This is a genomic window from Pseudomonas sp. LBUM1668 (assembly GCF_059695715.1).
Genome location: NZ_CP166787.1, coordinates 4,338,566 through 4,357,829, shown reverse-complemented (window position 1 = coordinate 4,357,829; position 19,264 = coordinate 4,338,566). Strand labels below are relative to the sequence as shown.

The 19,264-nt window shown below is 60.2% G+C and carries 17 protein-coding genes; 10 read left to right on the top strand and 7 right to left on the bottom strand.

Annotated features, from left to right (window positions below):
• Positions 1-40 precede the first annotated feature (40 nt).
• Positions 41-874 (top strand): nucleoside triphosphate pyrophosphohydrolase, encoded by an 834-nt coding sequence (mazG, locus tag ACA061_RS19650; RefSeq protein ID WP_210700353.1) that lies wholly within the window; start codon positions 41-43, stop codon positions 872-874.
• A 25-nt stretch (positions 875-899) separates the two neighbouring features.
• Positions 900-1,442, top strand: coding sequence for a DUF2058 domain-containing protein (locus tag ACA061_RS19645; RefSeq protein WP_150604233.1), 543 nt, complete (start codon positions 900-902; stop codon positions 1,440-1,442).
• A 70-nt stretch (positions 1,443-1,512) separates the two neighbouring features.
• Here ACA061_RS19645 and ACA061_RS19640 read toward each other — a convergent pair whose 3' ends face one another.
• The 6 genes from ACA061_RS19640 to ACA061_RS19615 form a co-directional block, all read right to left on the bottom strand.
• A complete protein-coding gene (locus ACA061_RS19640) occupies positions 1,513-1,701 on the bottom strand; it encodes a hypothetical protein (protein WP_008079144.1) in 189 nt (62 codons plus the stop codon).
• A 394-nt stretch (positions 1,702-2,095) separates the two neighbouring features.
• Positions 2,096-3,316 (bottom strand): beta-ketoacyl-ACP synthase I, encoded by a 1,221-nt coding sequence (gene fabB / locus ACA061_RS19635; RefSeq protein WP_150604232.1) that lies wholly within the window; start codon positions 3,314-3,316, stop codon positions 2,096-2,098.
• Positions 3,317-3,327: 11 nt separating this feature from the next.
• On the bottom strand, positions 3,328-3,843 hold the full coding sequence (fabA, locus tag ACA061_RS19630) for a 3-hydroxyacyl-[acyl-carrier-protein] dehydratase FabA (protein ID WP_042560484.1): 516 nt from the start codon (positions 3,841-3,843) through the stop codon (positions 3,328-3,330).
• Positions 3,844-4,090: 247 nt separating this feature from the next.
• On the bottom strand, positions 4,091-5,995 hold the full coding sequence (locus ACA061_RS19625; protein WP_210554054.1) for a response regulator: 1,905 nt from the start codon (positions 5,993-5,995) through the stop codon (positions 4,091-4,093).
• Entirely contained in the window at positions 5,992-6,924 is a 933-nt protein-coding gene (locus tag ACA061_RS19620) for an ABC transporter substrate-binding protein (protein ID WP_497299880.1), read from the bottom strand. Before ACA061_RS19620 ends, ACA061_RS19625 begins: the two co-directional genes overlap by 4 nt.
• Position 6,925: 1 nt before the next feature.
• Positions 6,926-9,049, bottom strand: a complete 2,124-nt coding sequence (locus tag ACA061_RS19615) for a TonB-dependent receptor plug domain-containing protein (protein WP_497299879.1) — start codon at positions 9,047-9,049, stop codon at positions 6,926-6,928.
• A 196-nt stretch (positions 9,050-9,245) separates the two neighbouring features.
• Between ACA061_RS19615 and ACA061_RS19610 the strand changes: the two genes are divergently transcribed.
• The 5 genes from ACA061_RS19610 (at position 9,246) to ACA061_RS19590 (ending at position 13,398) form a co-directional block, all read left to right on the top strand.
• Complete coding sequence (locus ACA061_RS19610; protein ID WP_150604228.1) at positions 9,246-10,271, top strand: NAD(P)H-dependent glycerol-3-phosphate dehydrogenase; 1,026 nt, start codon at positions 9,246-9,248, stop codon at positions 10,269-10,271.
• Between the two features lie 31 nt (positions 10,272-10,302).
• Positions 10,303-10,650, top strand: a complete 348-nt coding sequence (locus ACA061_RS19605) for a DUF4389 domain-containing protein (RefSeq protein ID WP_042560479.1) — start codon at positions 10,303-10,305, stop codon at positions 10,648-10,650.
• On the top strand, positions 10,647-11,099 hold the full coding sequence (sixA, locus tag ACA061_RS19600) for a phosphohistidine phosphatase SixA (protein ID WP_150604226.1): 453 nt from the start codon (positions 10,647-10,649) through the stop codon (positions 11,097-11,099). The genes ACA061_RS19605 and sixA overlap by 4 nt, the downstream gene beginning before the upstream one ends.
• A gap of 168 nt (positions 11,100-11,267) precedes the next feature.
• On the top strand, positions 11,268-12,923 hold the full coding sequence (locus ACA061_RS19595; RefSeq protein WP_497299878.1) for an AMP-binding protein: 1,656 nt from the start codon (positions 11,268-11,270) through the stop codon (positions 12,921-12,923).
• A gap of 31 nt (positions 12,924-12,954) precedes the next feature.
• Entirely contained in the window at positions 12,955-13,398 is a 444-nt protein-coding gene (locus ACA061_RS19590) for a hotdog fold thioesterase (RefSeq protein ID WP_150616045.1), read from the top strand.
• Positions 13,399-13,430: 32 nt separating this feature from the next.
• Here ACA061_RS19590 and ACA061_RS19585 read toward each other — a convergent pair whose 3' ends face one another.
• Positions 13,431-16,184, bottom strand: a complete 2,754-nt coding sequence (locus ACA061_RS19585) for an RHS repeat-associated core domain-containing protein (protein ID WP_497299877.1) — start codon at positions 16,182-16,184, stop codon at positions 13,431-13,433.
• Positions 16,185-16,661: 477 nt separating this feature from the next.
• Between ACA061_RS19585 and ACA061_RS19580 the strand changes: the two genes are divergently transcribed.
• From ACA061_RS19580 to ACA061_RS19570, 3 genes are all read left to right on the top strand, one after another.
• Entirely contained in the window at positions 16,662-17,468 is an 807-nt protein-coding gene (locus ACA061_RS19580; RefSeq protein ID WP_150604223.1) for an alpha/beta fold hydrolase, read from the top strand.
• On the top strand, positions 17,465-18,319 hold the full coding sequence (locus ACA061_RS19575) for an alpha/beta hydrolase (protein ID WP_210554049.1): 855 nt from the start codon (positions 17,465-17,467) through the stop codon (positions 18,317-18,319). The genes ACA061_RS19580 and ACA061_RS19575 overlap by 4 nt, the downstream gene beginning before the upstream one ends.
• A gap of 115 nt (positions 18,320-18,434) precedes the next feature.
• The gene (locus ACA061_RS19570) at positions 18,435-19,241 is read left to right on the top strand and encodes a DUF4892 domain-containing protein (protein ID WP_497301963.1); all 807 of its coding nucleotides are present in this window, start codon (positions 18,435-18,437) and stop codon (positions 19,239-19,241) included.
• The last annotated feature ends 23 nt before the right edge of the window (positions 19,242-19,264 follow it).

Here is a 19,264-nt window from a genome sequence, read left to right as displayed (position 1 = left end):
GCGGCAGCTCCTACAGGGATCGGTTCTAAGAGAGAATTTGATGTACAGCCTTGAAGACCTGCTCCATCTCATGAGCCGTCTGCGCGATCCGCAGTTCGGTTGCCCGTGGGACATCAAGCAAACCTACGCGACCATCGTCCCGCACACCCTCGAAGAGGCCTACGAAGTGGCCGACGCCATCGAGCGCGGCGATTTCGATCATTTGCAGGGCGAGCTTGGCGACCTGTTGTTTCAGGTCGTCTATTACAGCCAGTTGGCGCGAGAGGAAGGGCGTTTCGAGTTTGCCGGGGTGATCGACAGCATCACCCGCAAGCTGATCCGCCGTCATCCTCACGTTTTCCCTACTGGCGACCTGTACGCGCCGCTGGACGTGCCGCGTTTGAATGAAGAGCAGGTCAAGCAGCGCTGGGAAGAAATCAAGGCCGAAGAGCGTGCCGAGAAATCCGCCGCGCCGCAGCAGCTTTCATTGCTTGATGACGTACCGGCTGCGTTGCCTGCATTGTCGCGCTCAGCCAAGTTGCAGAAGCGTGCAGGGCAGGTCGGTTTCGACTGGCCGGACGCCTTGCCGGTGTTCGACAAGGTGCGTGAAGAGCTCGATGAAGTGCTCGAAGCGATGTCCGAAAACGATCCCGCAGCGGTGGCTGACGAGATCGGTGATCTGCTGTTTTCCGTGGTCAATCTGGCCCGGCATCTGAAGGTCGACCCGGAAACTGCATTGCGTGGCGCCAACGGCAAGTTCGAAAGACGTTTCCGTTTTATCGAACAGGCATTGCGTGACACCCACCGTCCCATAGAAGATTGCACCCTCGAAGAGTTGGACGCCCTGTGGGGTGAAGCCAAACGTCAGGAAAAGAATTTGCCCAGCTGCGGCTGAGCAACTGCCCAAGTGAGTAAGCACCATGAGTATTTCCCTTCGCGATCAGTTGCTCAAAGCAGGCCTGGTCAACCAAAAGCAGGCCAAGCAGGTCAGCAAGGACAAGCAGAAGCAGCAGCGTCTGGTCCACAAAGGTCAGATCGAGCTGGACGACTCGCAGCAGCGCGCCGCCCAGGAAGCCATGGCCGAGAAGGTCAAGCGCGACCAGGAGCTGAACCGTCAGCAGAAAGAGAAGGCCGAAGCCAAGGAGCGCGCCGCACAGGTCAAGCAGTTGATCGAAGTCTCGCGTCTGCCGAAGCTGACCACCGAGGATTACTACAACTTCGTTGACGACAAGAAGGTCAAGCGCCTGTCGGTCAACACGCTGATGCGCAACAAGCTCAGCAGCGGTTCGCTGGCGATCGTGCATCATGCCGGCGGCTATGAAGTGATTCCCCGTGAAGCGGCCCTGAAGATCCAGGAGCGCGATCCACAGCGCATCGTGCAACTCAACGTGCAGACCGAAGAGGTCAACGCCGAGGACGATCCGTACGCGGCCTATCAGATCCCTGACGATCTGATGTGGTAAATCGCTGAGCCTGTAACAACGACAAACCCCGCTGATCGCGGGGTTTGTCGTTTTCAATGCTGTGGTTGATTCAGGCAGATCGTAAATCCCGTTGCTGCTCTTGCACTTCCAGTTCGGCCTTGTAGTTGTGGGCGTCGATTTCGTTGTGGAACATCCCGACCAGCAAGTCTTGTTGATGCACATCCCAGATCCGGATACCGGCGGCTACGCCTTCATGGGACATGTGTGAATCGTCGCGTTCAGTTACTTTTACAGTCATCTGCTAGCTCCAAATCTCAAGTTATCTGCAGCAAGGCGTGTGCAGGACTCTTTTATAGAATTTGTTAGGCAGCTAAGTAAACGGCTGATTCGCGCAAGGTGTTGTTACGTATTTTGCAACAGTGCTGCAGGCCGCGTAATCCGCGACATTCGGTCGCAGGGCGGTAAGTTTCATGACAGAAGTTTCATTTTCAAATGCCGTATACCACCTGTGTAGGAGCTGCCGAAGGCTGCGATCTTTTGATCTGGATCTTAAAACACAAGATCAAAAGATCGCAGCCTTCGGCAGCTCCTACACAGGGATTTGTGTTGGGTCATGAGGTTTTTTGCAGGCCAAAAAAAAAAGCCCCGAACCAGTCGGGGCGTTTTTTCATGTGTGGCTCAAGCCTTGGGAATTACTTGCCTTCCCAGCGCTTCATCACCAGCGTCGCGTTGGTGCCGCCGAAGCCGAAGCTGTTGCTCATCACGGTGTTGATGGTGGCGTTTTCGCGAGTCTTGGTCAGAATCGGCATGTCAGCCACTTCCGGGTCCAGCTCGTCGATGTTGGCGGAACCGGCAATGAAGTTGCCTTCCATCATCAGCATGCAGTAGATCGCTTCGTGAACGCCGGCAGCGCCCAGGGAGTGACCGGACAGGCTCTTGGTCGAGCTGATCGCTGGAGCCTTGTCGCCGAACACTTCACGCACACCTTTCATTTCCGCGACGTCGCCGACCGGAGTCGAAGTGCCGTGGGTGTTCAGGTAGTCGATCGGGGTATCAACGGTGGACATCGCCATCTGCATGCAGCGGATCGCGCCTTCGCCACTTGGGGCAACCATGTCGTAGCCGTCGGACGTCGCGCCGTAGCCAACGATTTCCGCGTAGATCTTCGCGCCACGGGCCAGAGCGTGTTCCAGCTCTTCAACCACGACCATGCCGCCACCACCGGCGATGACGAAACCGTCACGGTCGGCGTCGTAGGCGCGGGAGGCTTTTTCCGGGGTGTCGTTACGCTTGCTGGACAGGGCGCCCATCGCGTCGAACAGGAACGACTGGCTCCAATGCTCTTCTTCACCGCCACCGGCGAAAACGATGTCCTGCTTGCCCATCTGGATCTGTTCCATGGCGGTACCGATGCAGTGAGCACTGGTGGCGCAGGCAGAAGCGATGGAGTAGTTCAGGCCCTTGATCTTGAATGGCGTGGCCAGGCAAGCGGAAACGGTGCTGCTCATGGTCCGCGTTACACGGTATGGGCCGACGCGCTTCACGCCTTTCTCGCGCAGGATGTCCAGCGCTTCCATCTGGTTCAGCGTGGAAGCACCGCCGGAGCCGGCGATCAGGCCGGTACGCGGGTTGGACACTTGCTCTTCGGTCAGGCCGGAGTCAGTGATCGCGTCTTTCATCGCCAGGTAGGCGTAAGCCGCGGCGTGGCCGACGAAGCGAAAGATCTTGCGATCGATCAGCTCTTCGAGGGGAAGGTCAATGGAGCCGGAAACCTGGCTACGCAGACCCATTTCGGCATATTCCGGGTTGAACCGGATGCCAGGGCGGCTTGCACGCAGGTTAGCGGAGACGGTCTCTTTGTCATTGCCCAGGCAAGAAACGATACCCAGACCAGTGATAACGACGCGGCGCATGCGGATAACCCTTAGAAGTTTTCAGTGGAGGTAAACACGCCGACCCGGAGGCCTTCGGCGGTGTAGATTTCGCGACCGTCCACAGAGACCGAACCGTCAGCGATTGCCAGGTTCAGCTTGCCCTTGAGGACGCGCTTGATTTGAATGTTATAGGTGACTTTCTTGGCGGTCGGCAGAACCTGGCCGAAGAATTTCACTTCGCCCGAACCCAGCGCACGGCCACGGCCCGGCAGACCTTGCCAGCCCAGGAAGAAGCCAACCAGTTGCCACATGGCGTCAAGGCCCAGGCAGCCCGGCATCACCGGATCGCCCTCGAAGTGGCAAGCGAAGAACCACAGGTCAGGGGTGATATCCAGCTCGGCGACCAATTCACCTTTGCCGTACTTGCCGCCTTCTTCGCTGATATGGGTGATGCGATCCACCATCAGCATGTTCGGGGCGGGCAGTTGCGCGTTACCTGGGCCGAACAGCTCACCGCGACTGCAGCGCAGCAGGTCTTCCCGAGTAAAGGCGTTTTGTTTGGTCATGCGAGCTCCTCAATAATCCCATGCGGCAGGTGGGGCAAATCTTCCCGACCGTTCGAAGCATTCATGCCTCGAACCGGCAGCCTACTCATAGACTATTGCGTTGTGGTGAAAGTCACAGCACCAAGGACATGAATGTACACTTGTGCACTGAAATTTTTAATCAAGCCTCTTTTGAGGCTCGTTCGGGTGCCTAAGACTGCCGCACTTTCGCTTTTCATGCCAGTCGCAGATGGTCGAAAAGCCGACACTAAGACACCCACCGCTGCAGAATCTGCTGCAGATCATTACGTTTGAACGGCTTCGCCAGATAATCGTTCATCCCCGCCGACAGACAGGTTTCCCGGTCGCCCTGCAAGGCATTGGCGGTCAGCGCGATGATCGGCACGTTGCCGCGTCCGGGCAGGCGGCGGATCTGCCGGGTCGCTTCATAGCCATCGATGATCGGCAGACGACAGTCCATCAGAATCACTTCGAACTCACTGCCCTCGACACTACGCACCGCCTGCACGCCATCGGTGGCGACACTGACAGTAAAGCCCAGACTGCGCAGCATCGCTTCAATAACCGTCTGATTGACCGGATTGTCTTCGACCAACAACACATGGCGCCCTTCACCATCGCCGCTGCCATTGAGCACCCGCGGCGCAGCCAATGGCGGCAATGCCTGCTTATAAAGAGCCAGCGGAATTTCCAGGGTGAACACCGAGCCAAGACCTTCCTCACTCTGCGCTCTTAATGTACCGCCCATGCGTTCGGCCAGTGTACGCGCGATCGGCAGGCCCAGACCGGTGCCGCCGTAGCGTCGCGAAATCGAGCTGTCAGCCTGCTGGAACGCGTTGAACATCAGCTCCAGGTGCTCGGACGAAATACCGATGCCACTGTCGCGCACCGAGCAGGTGAACCACAGCAACTCGTGATCCAGCGACTGCCACTGTGCCTCGATACTGACCCGGCCCTGTTCAGTGAACTTCAAGGCATTGCCGACCAGATTGACCAGAATCTGCCGGATGCGCGTCGGATCGCCCTGCACCTGCAGGCCGCGCATGTCTTCGGGAATCCGCAGGTTCAGCGCCAAGCCACGTTGCACTGCGCTGTGCTGGAACGACTGGGCGCACGCGCCGATCAGTTCGGCGAGGTTGAACGGAATGTGTTCCAGTTCAAGCTCCGAACGCTCGATGCGCGAGAAGTCGAGGATGTCGTTGATCACCTTGAGCAAGTGTTCAGTGGACTCCGAGGCGAGCGCGGCGTACTCGATCTGCTCCTCGGTCATCTCGGTGGTTTCCAGCAATTGCAGCATGCCCAGCACGCCATTCATGGGCGTGCGCAGTTCATGGCTCATCATCGCCAGGAAGTCGGATTTGGCGTTGTTGGCTTTTTCCGCTTCCTCGCGAGTCTGGATCAGTTGCGCCATCGCCTGATGCTGTTCACGACTGGCCTGTTCCAGCGCCTGAGCGAGATTGTTGATGTGCTGCGACAGCGCGCCCAGTTCGGTGTCATCGACGATCGGCAGCGGGGTTTTAAAGTCGCCATCCTGGATCGCCTTGACCGCGTCGCCGATATTGCGAATCGGCTGCGACAGGCTGCCGGCCAGACGTCGCGCCAGGACAAACGTGAAGAGCAGGGCGAACAGCGCCAGAATCCCGGCCTTGAGCAGAATTTCCTGCTGGCGCTGACTGAAGGCATCGTTGGACAGACCAACGATCACTCGCCCCAGATAGTCCTCGCTGGCCGCGCCGCTGCTGACTTTGGCGTCCTGGAAAAAATCATTGTTCAGGGCAATTCTTTGCAGCCGTACCGGCGCCTGGAACACTTCGACCTGATGCGGACGACTGTGGGCATCCGCCGGTTGTTCGACATACACCAGAATCCGGTTGGCGCTGTCCTGTACTTCAAGGAAGCGCACGTTGGGCGTTGCCAGCGTCGCCTTGAGCAGACTTTCCAACACGTCGTTGTTGCCGGATATCACCCCGTATTCGGTGGCGGGCGCCAGTTGGTTGGCGATCAGTTGACCGGTGTGGTTGAGCTCCTGGCGCAAATCCTGAATGCGCACAAAGGTGAAGAAACTGATCAACAACAAGGTCAGCAACAGTGCCGGGCCCAGGCTGATCAACTGAGTGCGGGTATTGATGTCCCAACGACGACGAAAATTCATGGGCGGCTTTCTCCTTCAGCCAACGCGCTGGCAACAGACGCTTCATTCAGCGGTTCGATACCCAAGGAACGAGCGACCTGGGCATTACTTGAGACCTTGAAGCGTTCGGGATAGAGCGATCGCGGCCAATGGATCGGCGGCTGGTCGAGCAACCGGTCGAGAACGCTCAGCCAATCGCTCTGGTCGCTGTAAGTGCTGGCCAGGCTGCCGGCGCGCACGAACGCGGCGTTTGGCCCGACCAGCGCCATTTGCCGGGAATAGCTGCTGAGCAGCAGATTTTTCGCGGTCTTCGGGTTGTACAGATCGGGGTCATCCAGGCCCAGCAGCACGTCGCTGTTTTTCAGCACGGCTTGCAGGGGGCGGCTGTCGTGAGTGTTGTCCCAGCGCTGGCTGACCACTTGCAGATTCAGCGGCTCGGCAGCCAGAAGCAGCTCTTTGAGGAGGAACTCGCTGTGTTCATCGAACAACACGCCAATCCTGCTCACCTGAGGCAGGATGTGGCGGATCAACTGCAACTGTCGGCTCAGCGGCGGATCACTCCAGAGCAAACTCAGGTGCGCCGGTTGCGCGGCGCCGAGGCGTTGTCGGGCTTGCAGACGACTGATGCGCAACACCAGCGTCGCCGGGCCTTGAGGTTCTTGCAGGCGCCAGTCGAGGCTCGGCAGGTCGAGCAGAATCAGGCGCAGGCTGGCCGGCAATTTGCCTGGCGCAGGCAGACTGGCCAAGGGCTGGAAACGCACGTTGTCGGTGGGACGCAATTCACTCAGTGCCTGCACGAACGCCTGCACGCCGGGGCTTTCTTCGGCGCCGGTCAACAGAATGTCGGCGGCTTGCACCGCCACGCCGTGCAACCACACGGTCACAAACAGGCAAAGTCCGGCCAGCCAATGGCCGAGGGTCGGCGCCTTCCTTGACAGACCGTGGCGCATCCTAGAACTCCAGCTCGGCGCTGACGTACATCACGCGGCGTTCGTCGTAATTGTTGTCGACGAAGGTGGTCGGCTCGTGATCGAGGCGCTGCTGCAACACGCCGGCCAGTTCCAGTTGGGCCTTGCCCAGCGTGATGCGTTTGGCGATTCGCGTGTCGACGCGCTCGAAGCGATAGCCGTTGAGCGCGTTGTCGCCGTAATAGAAGAGGGCGCTGTTCCAGCCGTGACCCCAATCGCGCAGCCATCCGGCAGAACCGCTGTGACTGGCGGTAAATTGCTGATCCAGCGGATTGCTCGCCTCGGCGTCGACGTAAGCGTAAGTGAAGCGCAAGCGGTCGACCGTGTTCACGCGCCAGTCGAGTTGGGTTTCGGTGCCGCGAAAACGTGAGCTGTTGGCGTTGCTGGCGATGTACTGATTGTTGCGCAGCGGTTCGCTGATCATCCCGGTGATCTCGTCGTAGAACAGTTTGACGTCGACCGCCAGGCCCCATTCGGCGAAGTAGCCGTTGTACCCCAGCTCTCGCGAGCGCATGTGTTCCTGGTCGAGATCGCCGGGGCCGCGGGTCTTGACGAAGTAGCGCGCCGAAGACTTGCCGTACGCCGAAGGTCGCAGTTTGCTGACCTGATAGCTCCAGTTGACGTTGTTCTCGAACATGTCCGGCGAGCGGATCGCCTCCGAGTACACCGCACGCAGGCCGTGACGCGGGTTGATCAGGTAATTGATCGCGAAGCGTGGGGTCAGCGAACTGCCGATCAGTTGCGTGTCCTCGAACATCGCGCCGCCCTGCAACAGCCAGTGTTCAGTGGCGCGCCACTCCAATTGGCCGAACGCCCGCCACGTAGTGTCGTCCAGCGTGCCGTTGAAGTAGGTCTCGGAATTGGCGCGGTCGTAACGATAGTTCAGGCCGCTGACCAGACGCAGGCTGTCGGACAAACTGAGGGTGTCTTGCAGTTCGAGGTCGTAGCGCGACTCGCGCGCGCTCTGGTCGATGTCGCCGCACAGGGTCTGACTGGCGCCGTTGCGCCACTGATCGAGCACTTGGTTGGCCAGAGCCATTTCCCGCGGCGTACCAGGTTCCGCGCCTGGACCGGTGAAGCGCGTGATGTTGCGCGCTAAACGTTCGGTGTAATTCGGGTTGAGCTGCCACAGCTGTGTCAGCTCCGGGCTGAACGACACCTCTGCATCACAGGCGCGCCACACCTGCTGACGATCCCAGTGCTGCGCCGAGCCTTGTATATAAAGACTGTGCTCGGGATTGATGTCGAGATTCCAGCGCACTGAACCGGCATAGTCCTTGGCCACCACGTCGGAATTGTTGCCGCTGTCAGTAATCCCCGAGAACACCGGGCGGTAGGTATAAGGCCGTTGATTGCTGCCGTCCTTCGCATTGACCTGCCAGTCGAGGCTCTGGTTGTCAGTCAGCGTGTGGCTGACCGCAAGGCTGAAGCGGTTCAAGCGGCGGCTGTCACGGTAATCGGCGCCCGTGCGATCGCTGTCGAAACCGTCATCCTCCTGGCCGGACAGCGACAGACGCAGATCACCGCCATTCCATCCGGTGCCCTGGCTGGCATAAAAATCGTTGATGCCGCGCTGGCCTCGGGTGATTTTCAGCCGTGTGCCGTGGCTGTCTGCCGGATTGCGGGTGATGATGTTGACCACCGCCATCAGCGCGTTGGCGCCGTAGCTGACAGTGTTCGGGCCGCGAAAGACTTCGATGCGCTCGATGTCCTCCATGGCCACCGGAATATCGCTCCAGTCCACCGTGGCCAGACCTGCGCGGTACACCGAACGGCCGTCGATCAATACCTGCATGCGCCGCGCTTCGGTGGCGTTGGTGCCGTGGTAATTGACCGCCGCCTGATTGCCGCTGATGTTGCCGACCATCATGCCCGGCACCAGCCGCAGCAGTTCGCTGATGTCGCGGGCGCCGCTGGCGCTGATCAATTCGCTGTCGAGCACGGTCATGCTCCCCGGCACTTCCGCCGGCGTCTGTTTCAGCCGAGTGGCTGTCAGTACCTGCGGCAGCGCCTGGCTGTCCATGAACAGGTCGTCCGCCAGCAATACCGGGCTGAACAACAGCGCCAGCAGCAGGGAGGAACGCGGTGGGGGAGGAGCGAAAAACACGACGCGGCCTATCGAACGAAGAATTGGCGCGCATGTTAACCGAGGACAGCGACTTTTCTAATCACGTTGCAGGCATTTTCCTAGGTTTTATTGGTCTTCTTCCTACAAGTGTCGGTAATTGACGCAGGGGCTGGCCGCGACCGGGTCGCCCCGTATAATGCCGGCATCGCCACTGGTATGGATTAACGGATTGCATATGACTGAGCAGCGCCCGATTGCGGTCCTGGGAGGCGGAAGTTTTGGTACCGCCGTGGCCAACCTTTTGGCCGAGAACGGCCATCAAGTCTTGCAGTGGATGCGTGACCCCGAGCAGGCCGAGGCCATCCGGGTCAACCGCGAAAACCCGCGTTACCTCAAAGGCATCAAGATTCTGCCGGGCGTGACTGCGGTCACCGACTTGCAGCACACCCTCGACGCCTGCGACTTGTGCTTTGTCGCGCTGCCGTCCAGCGCACTGCGCGCAGTGCTCGCCGCGCACGCCGAGCGTCTGAGCGGCAAGATGCTGGTCAGCCTGACCAAAGGCATCGAAGCCCACACCTTCAAGCTGATGAGCCAGATCCTCGAAGAGATCGCCCCGCAGGCGCGCATCGGCGTGTTGTCCGGGCCCAATCTTGCGCGGGAAATTGCCGAGCACGCGCTGACGGCAACGGTGGTCGCCAGTGAAGACGAAGAACTGTGCAAACAGGTGCAAGCCGCGCTGCATGGCCGCACATTTCGTGTTTACGCCAGCGCCGACCGTTTCGGTGTCGAACTGGGCGGGGCGTTGAAGAACGTTTACGCGATCATCGCCGGCATGGCGGTGGCCCTGGAAATGGGCGAGAACACCAAGAGCATGCTGATCACCCGCGCATTGGCCGAGATGACCCGGTTTGCGGTGAATCAGGGCGCCAACCCCATGACCTTCCTCGGCCTGGCGGGTGTTGGCGATCTGATCGTCACGTGCTCGTCGCCGAAAAGCCGCAACTATCAGGTCGGATTCGCCCTCGGTCAGGGCCTGAGCCTTGAGGAAGCGGTGTCGCGCCTCGGTGAAGTCGCCGAAGGGGTCAATACCCTGAAAGTGCTGAAAGCCAAGTCCCAGGAAGTCGGCGTCTACATGCCGCTGGTCGCCGGCTTGCACGCGATCCTGTTCGAGGGGCGCACGCTGGAACAGGTCATCGAGCTGTTGATGCGCGCCGAGCCGAAAACCGACGTCGACTTTATTTCCACCAGTGGTTTCAACTGACTGCTGTTATTCACGGGTAGGGGAGCTGAACATGAACGAATCAAAATCCGAAGCCAGGTACGAATCCATCCTCCTGCGGGTGTTGTGGATGATCGTCTACCTGCTGGTCTGGCAAGTGGCGCAGTTTATTCTCGGCGCGGTGGTGCTGGTGCAACTGATCTATCGTTTGATCTATGGCGCACCGAGCGCCAGCCTGATGAACTTCGGCGACAGTCTGAGCCAGTTTCTGGCGCAGATCGGCCGCTTCGGCAGTTTTCACAGCGACCAGAAGCCTTGGCCGTTTGCCGACTGGCCAGCGCCGCGTACGCCGGAAGGCGAGGCGCCACATGCCGTGCCGCCAGCACCGCATCCGGTTCGCGATGAGGAACCCAAGCTATGAAACTCTGGGTATTGCGTCACGGTGAGGCCGTGCCTTATGGCTCGTGCCCCGACTCCGAACGGGAACTGACCGAGCACGGTCGCAAGGAAGCCTTGAGCAGCGCGGCCCGATTGATCGGTCAGCCGCTGACGGCGATCTACGCCAGCCCCTACCTGCGCGCGCAACAGACCGCGCAGATTGTCCGCGAGGCGCTGGGCTTCGAGCCCGAGATCCGCACGGTCGAGTGGCTGACGCCGGAGGTCGATCCGGACAAGGTCACCGATCAGCTGGTTTCGGTGAGCAATGTGCTGCTGGTCAGTCACAACCCGCTGGTGGGCAATTTGCTCAGCTATCTGCAGCATGGCGCCGGGTATCCGCCGGAGAAAGTCAGCACGGCGGGGTTGGCCGAGCTGGAGAGTGCTGAACTGCTGATCGGCTCGATGACCCTCAACAGCCTCAAGCATCCTTAAAGCAAAAGATCGCAGCCTTCGGCAGCTCCTACATGGGATCGCATTCTCATGTAGGAGCTGCCGAAGGCTGCGATCTTTTGATCTTGTTTCTTTTAGTAAAAATTCCAACCAAGCACTTGCTTGGTTGACTACGCTTGCTCCAGACCTAAAAAAACAGGAGCGAGTCGCATGTCTGCCGCATTCCGTTTGCCGCTGGACGTGTTTTACGAACGTGAAGCCCGGCATCCGCGCCAGCGTTTTCTTGTGCAACCCATTGGTGGTGGCCAGGTCGACACGCTGACCTGGGCCGACGTCGGCCATCAGGCCCGCTGCGCCGCACACTGGCTGCGTGCACGGGAGTTGCCGCAAGGCAGCCATATCGCTCTGATCTCGAAAAACTGCGCGCACTGGATCATTGCCGATCTGGCCATCTGGATGGCCGGGCACGTGTCAGTGCCGCTGTATCCCAACCTGACGGCCGACTCCGTCGCTCAAGTGCTCAAACACTCGGAGAGTGTGCTGGCGTTTATCGGCAAGCTTGATGACTGGCCGAGCATGTCGACAGGCGTGCCGGCGGGCTTGCCGACCATCAGCCTGCCGCTGCATCCGCCCGGCGATTTCGATTTCAGCTGGGCCGATTTGCAAAGCAGCTCGCCGATCCAGGACGATCCGCGTCCCGCCGCCGAGCAACTGGCGACCATCATCTACACCTCCGGCACCACTGGCCTGCCCAAAGGCGTGATGCACAGTTTTGCCAATCTGGGATTTGCCACCAGCCGGGGCACGCAGCTCTTCGGGCTCAACGAGAGCGATCGGCTGCTGTCGTACCTGCCGTTGTGCCATGTTGCCGAGCGTATGTTCGTTGAAATGGCCTCGATCTATACCGGGCAGACAGTGTTCTTTGCCGAAAGCCTCGACACCTTCATCACCGATCTCAAGCGGGCGCGGCCGACGGCGATGTTCGGGGTGCCGCGGATCTGGACCAAATTCCAGATGGGCGTCTACAGCAAGATCCCGGCGAAGCGTCTTGATTTGCTGCTCGGTCTGCCCTTCATCGGCAAGCGTGTGGGGCATAAAGTGCTGGCGGGCCTGGGGCTGGACGCCTTGCGCGTGGCGCTTTCCGGTGCAGCACCAGTGCCGCAGACATTGCTCGCCTGGTATCAGAAACTCGGCCTCGATGTGCTGGAGGTCTACGGCATGACCGAGGGTTGCGGTTACTCGCACATCTGTTTGCCCGGCGAATACAAACAGGGCTGGATCGGCAAACCGTGCCCGGATGTCGAGGTGCGCATCGATGAATCCGGCGAGGTGCAGGTGCGCAGTCAGGCGAACATGCTCGGTTACTTCAAGGAACCACAAAAAACCGCCGAGACCCTCACAGCAGACGGCTATCTGCGCACCGGCGACAAGGGCGAACAGGATGCCGAAGGGCGCTTGCGCCTGACCGGGCGACTGAAGGAAATCTTCAAGACCAGCAAAGGCAAATACGTCGCCCCGGCGCCGATCGAAAACCGTTTGGCCGTGCACTCGCGCATCGAACAGGTGTGTGTGGTCGGTGATGGTTTGAGCGCGCCGCTGGGGTTGTGTGTGCTTTCGACCGTCAATCAGGAAGAGCCTCGCGCGAGCCTGCATTCGAGCCTGGAAAAACTGCTGGAGGAGGTCAACGCCGTGCTCGACAAGCACGAGCGTCTGCGCCGGCTGGTGGTGGTCAAGGACAGCTGGGCGGTGGAAAACGGCTTCCTTACGCCGACCCTTAAAATCAAACGCAACGTCATAGAAGACACCTACGGCGCCCGCTTCGAAGAATGGAGCGCGCGCAGCGAGGCGGTGCTGTGGCAGGATTGAGCGACGACTAAAACAACAAAGGAAGTCTGCGATGAGCTTGTGGCGTACCACTCCCAACATCGAGCAGTTGAACGCGATCCAGAAAAACACCATCGGCGAAGTGCTCGACATCCGTTTCGAAGCGTTCGACGAGGAGTCGCTGACCGCGAGCATGGTCATCGACCACCGCACTCATCAGCCTTATGGCTTGCTGCACGGCGGCGCTTCGGTGGTGCTGGCGGAAACCGTCGGCTCGATGGCCAGTTATCTGTGCATCGATGCCAGCAAGTTTTATTGCGTGGGGCTTGAGATCAACGCCAACCATTTGCGCGGCCTGCGCAGTGGCCGGGTGACAGCGGTGGCCAAGCCGATTCACATCGGCCGCACCACGCATGTCTGGGATATCCGCCTGACCAGCGATGAAGGCAAGGCCAGTTGTGTCTCGCGGTTGACCATGGCGGTTGTGCCACTGGGGCAACAACCGCCGGCTCGATGAGGATCATGCGATTGAGTCGTCACAGGTGTCGTCTAAAAGTGCAGATTTGATCGCGAGTATTTGCGTTGACCGGGCGCCGTTTCGCTGACGATGTAAAACACCTCTGTGGCGGCGGGGTCGTAGGCCTGATTGCTGGACATCGGCACCTCCTCCAGTTCGATGCCGCTGCCGACAGTGTTACTTTCCACATCCCAACGGGTCTGGCCCAGATCTGCGCTCAAGCCGGGAGTTGCGGTGGTGACAAATGTCGAGCGCAAGTCGCCAATCCCATTGGCGACCGCTCGACTGACTGCTGCCTGAGCATTGGCGTCCAATTTGTCAAAACCCGGTATTTGTGCGACCGCCAGGTTGGCCAGTTGACCCAGTGAGGAAAAGAAATGCCGGCTGCTGTACCCGACGACGGCTTTGGCCTTGTCGAGTGTCGGCCCGCTGCCTTTCGAGGGTTTGGTGGGCGTTCCCAAAAGGCCCCTTGCCGCGGAGGCTCCAGCTGCGCCGACGGCCGTCGCCGCGGCGGCGACCAAGGTTGATTGCAAGGCTTGTCCCGCAGGCTCGGCGCCAAACAACAGCGAGCCAGCATAGCCCAAGGCGCCACCCGCAGCACCCACGGCGCCCATGCTAGCGGCCCCGGTGCTGAAGTCGGCACGGCCGACGGAGGGATTGCTCGGGCCGGCGTTGGCGAGAAATTGTGAAGACAGTTCGCGAAACACAGTCCCGAATGCGCTGCCGATTTGCGCGGCTGCAGCGGTATTGCCTAATGGGTCGAGAGCGCCGAGCAAAGAGGGGGCTGCCCCCAGTGCTGCGCCAAGAACAGTTCCGCCGACTTTAGCTAAAAAAGGTGCCATGCTGCCGGGATCATCGAAAGACAAGCGCGACTGTGCCCAGTTAGTGCTGGCGTACCCACTGATCGCTCCGGTGATGCCGCCCGCGATTGCACCGGCAATAGTTACTCCCGCGCCAAGGGGAGAGAGCGTTCCGGTGACGGTATATTGCGCACCGGCGGCAAGCAGGGCGCTGGGCAGTTCTCGGCCCGCGGTTGCTGCAGCCGCCTTGACCGTGTCAGAACCGGCGAGGCCTTGCAGGTCGACGAATCTGACCGGATTGCCGCGCACCATCGCAAACAGGTTCAGGCCATCGCCAATGCCTGCCGGGTCCGGGCTGAGCCAGCGCATCCACCAGTGGGCGTAATAGCGTTGGCCGTAGTAATACAGGCCGGTAGCGTCGCGCTCTTGTCCTGAGTAACGCCGCGTCTTGTAGCTGGCCTGCACTTTGTCCTGACCGGCCCACCATGACGTGCCGCCATAAGGGAAATACTCTTCCTCGCTGATCAGTGCGGCGTCTTTGTCGAGCGTCAGCTGGCTGGAGCCCAGATGATTGCTGAGGCTGTAGTGAAACTGGTCGGCACCGGGGCCGCCGTGAGTCCAGTGGAGTACCTGCACGGAGCAGCGCCCAGCCTGTACGCAGATCACCTCCAGCGTTTCTTGCGGTGTCGTGCGGATTTCCAGTCCCGGCAAGTATCGGGTTTCGTGGGTTCGCATGGTGACGCCGTTGTGGACCAGGCGAATTTTGCGTTGGCGTTGCCCGGCGACATCGTAGATGTAGCGTTCAAAATCGTTCGCCGCCTCCTTGCGCACGACCTGGTCAACCTGGCGCAGCCGCTGGTCGAGGCTCCAGCTCAGGTTCTGGCCGGCAAGCAGTTGATGCTGTTTGCCGCAGGCATCGAAACCGGCGGCGATTTCACTCTCGTCGGGCAGGCTGCCATCATCCTTTTGTGTCAGGCCCCGATTGCTGTACCTGGAAATCGCCATGCGCTGGGTCCAGCCCTGGCTGGCTGCGCCATGAATCAGTAGGGTCAGGTTGCCGCCAGCATCATAGGTGTATGTCTGTCGGTAATTTTCCAGTTGTCCGGGATCGGAGGGGGAGGTGAATACCGGTTCATGCGGGCCGTTGCGGGTGTTGATTCGCTGGCGACCGGTAGCCTCGATCAACTGATAAAGACTGTTGTAGGTAAACTCGCTGACGGGTTCGATCCTCTGGTTGCGAAAATAATAAGTGCGCTGAGCCGTGTCCTCGATCCGGAGAATATTGCCCACCTGATCGTATTGGTACAGCAGACGTTGCAGTGGCGGCTGACCGGGCAGGCCCGCGCGGATTTCCAGAAGCCGGCCGTCCCGCGTGTCGTACAGGTTTTCGCTGATCACGCCATTGCCGGCAGTCTGTCGCAGGATCTGATTACCGGCGCTGTACTGAATGCCGTGCAATAGCGGTGCAGCATTCGAATCCCCGGCCTGTTGCAGTCGAACACTACTGAGCTGACCTGCGACATTCAGATCGGAAAACTGCACATTACCTTTCGCATCTTCCACGCAGAGCGTGTTGCCTATGGCGTTGAAGGCTGTGCGCGTTATGGCTCCGCTGCCGGGTTCGTGGAGCAGGTCTCTCTCGGCCTCGGCAACCGGCCAGTGCGGCTCATCCAGAGTTTCAAGAAAGTATCGGGTCTGGGAAGCGACGCCGCCCGTCAGTGCGTAGCTTGAAAAAAATATTGAGCCAGCACTGTCGTCAATACGAACCACTCTGCCGCATTGATTGTGCGAGGCGAACGGCGCGGCGTTGTCGCCGTACGTGTAAAACGCACTGTTTCTTGCCGGCCCGCCATGAGCCAGTTCGATCCTTTTGACCGGGCGCAACATGAGGTCATATTCGATTCGGACCTCAGTCAACAGGCTGTCCCAGCCGACAACCGTCTCTTTGGCTAACCCTGGCAATATCAGACGACTGCCCGCATCCACGCTGTCGCTGCGCAGAGCGACACCCGTCAGTCCGTGGATGGTTTGCAGGTTGGGTCGGGCGTCTGGTTCAGTCTTCAACAGTTCGTGCAGGCGGGGATCAAGGCTGACCGTCGGGCGACCTGCGGCATCATAGGTTTGTCGGTAAATCCGCGGTTGCGCCTCGGCGCCGGGGACTTCGCGGCAGTAGGACACCGAGGCGATGTCGAGTCCGCGAGGATCCCGTACAGAAACTGTTGGCGTTTTGGCATGCATGGTGGCGCCCCCGAGAACGCTGTGAACTGTCAGCATTCATCCGCCTTTGCCGGACGCTCGTCAACTGTCAGAACTAACAGGTAAGGGCTGTTTTTCGACGATATTTTCGGATTGTTTTCATCGATGAAACGACGCTGTCATCATTCCTGGCAGTTACGGTCATTGCTGTAGCCTCCGGTCTTGCGGACAATCAACGCCACGTTTCCCGCTCATGGATTTGCCAGCATGTCGCAACCTATCTTTTTCGCCCACGCCAACGGGTTTCCTTCGGGCACCTACGGCAAGTTGTTCGCGGCGCTGGCGCCCGAGTATCGGGTCGCGCATCTGGAGCAGCATGCTCATGACCCGCGTTTCCCGGCAGATGACAACTGGTACAACCTTGTCGACGAATTGATCCACCATTTGCAGCAGCAAGACCAGCCAGTGTGGGGCGTCGGCCACTCCTTTGGCGGTGTGCTGCACCTGCATGCGGCGTTGCGTTGCCCTGAGTTGTATCGCGGTGTGGTGATGCTCGATTCGCCGGTGCTGACCCGCACCGACCAATGGGTGATCCGCGCCGCCAAGCGCTTCGGCTTCATCGACAGACTGACCCCGGCCGGCCGCACCCTTGGTCGACGTGAAGAATTTACCGACCTCGCCAGCGCCCGCAGCTATTTCGCCGGCAAGAGCCTGTTTCGCGGGTTCGACCCGGAATGCTTCGATGCCTACCTGCAGCATGGCTTGCACCAGGTGGGCGACAAACTGCGCCTGCGCTTCGACCCGGCCACCGAAATCAGCATTTATCGCGGCGTGCCGCACACCAGCCCCGGCCGCACCCGCCAGTTGCAAGTGCCGCTGGCGGTGGTGCGTGGGCACACCAGCCGTGTGGTCATGCGTCATCACACGCGCTTCGTTTCGCGTCTTGCCCAAGGTGAAGCGCTGAGCATGCCCGGTGGCCATATGTTTCCCCTGGAGCGTCCGCAAGACACCGCACGGCTGTTGAAGAATCTGTTTACGCGCTGGGAAAACCGCCTGGACAAGGATTGCGCATGACCCCGACCTTCGAAGAAGTGCGCCTGAGCCTGCCGCATATCGAGTTGGCAGCGCATTTGTTCGGCCCCGAAGACGGTGTGCCGGTGATTGCCTTGCATGGCTGGCTCGACAACGCCAACAGCTTTGCCCGTCTCGCGCCGAAGCTCAAAGGCCTGCGCATTATCGCGCTGGACATGGCTGGACACGGGCATTCCGGGCATCGGCCGCACGGCGCCGGGTATGCGCTGTGGGACTACGCCCATGACGTACTGCAAGTCGCCGAGCAACTGGGCTGGAAGCGTTTCGGCCTGCTCGGGCATTCCATGGGCGCGATTGTTTCCATGGTGCTGGCGGGATCGTTGCCGGATCGGATCACTCATTTGGCGTTGATCGATGGGGTGATTCCTCCTACAGACAAGGGCGAAAACGCTGCCGAGCGCATGGGCATGGCCCTGCAAGCGCAACTGGATCTGCGCGACAAGCGCAAACCGGTCTACAACACCCTCGACCGTGCCATCGAGGCGCGGATGAAAGGCCTGGTCGCGGTCAGTCGGGAGGCCGCAGAGTTGCTGGCCCAGCGCGGCTTGATGCCGGTACCCGGCGGTTACACCTGGCGCACCGACAATCGCCTGACCCTGCCATCGCCACTGCGCCTGACTCAGGAGCAGGCGATGGCCTTCGTCCAGCGCATCGGTTGCCCGGCGCAATTGGTGGTCGCGGCGGACGGCATGCTGGCCAAGCATCCTGAGCTGCTGGAGCGTCTACCCTTTAGCCGGGAACAGCTGCCCGGCGGGCACCATTTGCACCTGAACGACGAGGCCGGTGCGGATCTTGTCGCAGACTGTTTCAATCGGTTCTTCGCCATTCCTTGACTTGCACCGGGCAACTGTCGAGGCTGGGCGGGTTGAAATGGGAGACAACCACGATGGATTTCTATACCGCTACGACCCCGATCCGCCAAGCCATGCCGATCCGATGAGCCTGACTATGCGGTCACTCAGTCTGTTGGCGCTGTGCTATTTCAGTTCCATTTCGTTCGCCGCCGATGTGCCGGGCAGTCAGGATCTGCAGATCGTGCCGCGACTGGCCGACGCGCAAATCGTCGACTATCGCGCTCCGGCAGAGCAGGAGCGGATTTACCCCTTGGGCTCGATCCGCAAGATCAGCGGCCAGTTGCGCTTTGACGGCCAGGTCACTGCCCGTGGCCAGACCACCTCGGTCACTTACGAGTTGCCACCCGAACACGCCGCCACCGAAGCCTTCACCGCCGCCCGCGAAGCCCTGCAAAAGCAGGACGCCGAGTTGCTGTTCTGGTGCCAGGCCCGCGACTGCGGCGAAAGCAGCCTGTGGGCCAACGAGGTGTTCGGCAATGCCAAACTGTACGGTGCCGACGAACAACAGGCGTATTTGTTGCTGAGGCTGGCCGCACCGCGGGACAACACGCTGGTGGCGCTCTACAGCATCACGCGGGGCAATCGCAAAGCCTATCTGCATGTCGAACAGTTCGAAGCGGCTGCGCCGCTGGGCGAGTTGCTGCCGACGTCGGCGACCCTGCTGCGCCAGCTCAAGAGCACGGGTGAACTGGATTTCCCCAAACTCGTGAATGACCCGGATGACACCTGGTTGCGCCTGATTTCTCGTGGACTGAATCTCGATACCACGCAGCGGGTGACAGTGTCGGGGCCCAAAGCCGAGGCCTGGCGCCAGGCATTGATCAATCAGGGCGTGCGCGCGTCGCGGATGGAAACCGGCAAGGTCGATGGCACAGGTTTGCGCATTGATCTGTTGCGATAAGCTGCATCGGGCGGGCACGCGCA